Raw genomic sequence first — 3,195 nt, forward strand, 5'->3', positions numbered from 1 at the left:
GAATGAGCTTTGATCCGCGGATTTCCGAATGGGGAAACCCACCTTCGACAATTCGTATTGTGACCTCAGCGAAAGCTGATGTTGCACTACGAATTGTCACATGAGGGTATTGAACCTACGAATACATAGGGGTTCAAAGCTAACCCAGGGAACTGAAACATCTAAGTACCTGGAGGAAAGGACATCAACGAGACTCCGTTAGTAGTGGCGAGCGAACGCGGACCAGGCCAGTGCCTGACTGTAAGTTACCGGAAGTGGTTGGGAAACCACGCATTAATGGGTGATAGCCCCGTACGGATCTGCGAACAGTTGGGACATGAGTAAGGCGGGACACGTGAAATCCTGTCTGAACGTGGGGGGACCACCCTCCAAGCCTAAGTACTCCTCAGCGACCGATAGTGAACAAGTACCGTGAGGGAAAGGTGAAAAGCACCCCGACGAGGGGAGTGAAATAGCACCTGAAACCGAATGCTTACAAACAGTGGGAGCCCAAGGTCCGTCCTGGGTGACCGCGTACCTTTTGTATAATGGGTCAGCGACTTAATCTGACGAGCAAGCTTAAGCCGATAGGCGTAGGCGCAGCGAAAGCGAGTCTGAACAGGGCGTTCAGTTCGTCGGATTAGACCCGAAACCGGGTGATCTAGCCATGAGCAGGTTGAAGGTAAGGTAACACTTACTGGAGGACCGAACCGGTGCCTGTTGAAAAAGTCTCGGATGACTTGTGGCTAGGGGTGAAAGGCCAATCAAACTCGGAAATAGCTGGTTCTCCGCGAAAGCTATTTAGGTAGCGCCTCGCGTGAATACTCTCGGGGGTAGAGCACTGGATGGGCAAGGGGTGCTTACCGCATTACCGATCCTAACCAAACTCCGAATACCGAGAAGTACTGCGCGGGAGACACACGGCGGGTGCTAACGTCCGTCGTGGAGAGGGAAACAACCCTGACTTACAGCTAAGGCCCCCAATTCGTGGCTAAGTGTGAAAGGATGTGGGAATCCCAAAACAACCAGGAGGTTGGCTTAGAAGCAGCCATCCTTTAAAGAAAGCGTAACAGCTCACTGGTCTAAACAAGGGTTCCTGCGCCGAAAATGTATCGGGGCTCAAGCCACGAGCCGAAGCTTAAGGTTTGCACTTTGTGCAAGCGGTAGCGGAGCGTTCCATAAGCCAACGAAGGCGGACCCGTGAGGGCTGCTGGAGGTATTGGAAGTGCGAATGCTGACATGAGTAACGACAAACAGTGTGAAAGACACTGTCGCCGAAAGTCCAAGGGTTCCTGCGTAAAGTTAATCTCCGCAGGGTTAGCCGGCCCCTAAGGCGAGGCCGAAAGGCGTAGTCGATGGGAATGAGGTGAATATTCCTCAGCCAGTTGGTAGTGACGGATCGCGTACGTTGTCAGGTCTTATTGGATTGACCTGGCTTCCAAGCGGTTCCTGGAAATAGCTCCAACATTAGACCGTACCCTAAACCGACACAGGTGGACTGGTAGAGTATACCAAGGCGCTTGAGAGAATGATGCTGAAGGAACTCGGCAATTTACCTCCGTAACTTCGGGATAAGGAGGCCCAGTGCTTAGGCAACTAGGCATTGGGGGCACAGACCAGGGGGTAGCGACTGTTTAACTAAAACACAGGGCTCTGCGAAATCGCAAGATGACGTATAGGGTCTGACGCCTGCCCGGTGCCGGAAGGTTAAAAGGAGGTGTGCAAGCACCGAATTGAAGCCCCGGTAAACGGCGGCCGTAACTATAACGGTCCTAAGGTAGCGAAATTCCTTGTCGGGTAAGTTCCGACCTGCACGAATGGCGTAACGACTTCCCCGCTGTCTCCAGCATCAACTCAGTGAAATTGAATTCCCCGTGAAGATGCGGGGTTCCTGCGGTCAGACGGAAAGACCCCGTGCACCTTTACTGTAGCTTTGCGCTGGCATTCGTGTCGGCATGTGTAGGATAGGTGGTAGACTTTGAAGCCGAGGCGCCAGCTTTGGTGGAGTCATCCTTGAAATACCACCCTTATCGTCATGGATGTCTAACCGCGACCCGTCATCCGGGTCCGAGACAGCGCATGGCAGGCAGTTTGACTGGGGCGGTCGCCTCCCAAAGAGTAACGGAGGCGTGCGAAGGTGGGCTCAGAGCGGTCGGAAATCGCTCGTTGAGTGCAATGGCATAAGCCTGCCTGACTGCGAGACTGACAAGTCGAGCAGAGTCGAAAGACGGCCATAGTGATCCGGTGGTCCCGCGTGGAAGGGCCATCGCTCAACGGATAAAAGGTACGCCGGGGATAACAGGCTGATGATTCCCAAGAGTCCATATCGACGGAATCGTTTGGCACCTCGATGTCGGCTCATCACATCCTGGGGCTGGAGAAGGTCCCAAGGGTTCGGCTGTTCGCCGATTAAAGTGGTACGTGAGCTGGGTTCAGAACGTCGTGAGACAGTTCGGTCCCTATCTGCCGTGGGTGTAGGATATTTGAGAGGATCTGCCCTTAGTACGAGAGGACCGGGGTGGACGTACCTCTGGTGGACCTGTTGTGGCGCCAGCCGCAGTGCAGGGTAGCTATGTACGGTCGGGATAACCGCTGAATGCATCTAAGCGGGAAACCCACCTCAAAACGAGATATCCCTTGAGAGCCGTGGAAGACGACCACGTTGATAGGCCGGGTGTGTAAGTGGGGTAACCTGCTCAGCTTACCGGTACTAATTGCTCGATCGGCTTGATCGTTCTCATGATCAATGTCCGCAACACTCCAACAATGCGAACAACGCGCTGCCTCGCCAGGCTCATCTCAGCCAGGCACCAGCAGACGGCGCGAAAGAAACATCGTTTTTGCTTGCCATATCCTTCGCCGGCCCGGTGGCTTGAGCGAGAAGCCAGAACCCGATCCCATCCCGAACTCGGCCGTTAAACTTCTCAGCGCTGATGGTACTGTGTCTCAAGACCCGGGAGAGTAGGTCGTTGCCGGGCCTGTCAAGGATATCCCTCACACAAAGACAAATCGCATGAACGCGGCGCCCGATGAAAATCGGCGCCGCGTCACCATTTAAGGACCAAAGCAGCGGTCCAGACGCCTTATCGCGGGGTGGAGCAGCCCGGTAGCTCGTCAGGCTCATAACCTGAAGGTCGTAGGTTCAAATCCTGCCCCCGCAACCAAATCAAAAGCCCCGATGGTCAAAACCACGGGGCTTTTCTCCGTTCAGGGCGA

Annotated in this window: 1 tRNA gene and 2 rRNA genes (1 of these 3 running past the window's edge); all 3 read left to right on the forward strand. The window is 54.5% G+C overall.

Annotated features, from left to right (window positions below):
- Positions 1–2,714 (forward strand): 23S ribosomal RNA (locus DWF00_RS02015); it begins 90 nt to the left of the window's first position.
- Between the two features lie 128 nt (positions 2,715–2,842).
- A 5S ribosomal RNA gene (rrf, locus tag DWF00_RS02020) occupies positions 2,843–2,957 on the forward strand.
- 109 nt (positions 2,958–3,066) lie between these two features.
- Positions 3,067–3,143: transfer RNA gene (locus DWF00_RS02025), tRNA-Met, on the forward strand.
- The last annotated feature ends 52 nt before the right edge of the window (positions 3,144–3,195 follow it).

Source organism: Allobosea caraganae (assembly GCF_003351345.1).
In the GTDB taxonomy this organism is placed as follows: Bacteria; Pseudomonadota; Alphaproteobacteria; order Rhizobiales; family Beijerinckiaceae; genus Allobosea; species Allobosea caraganae.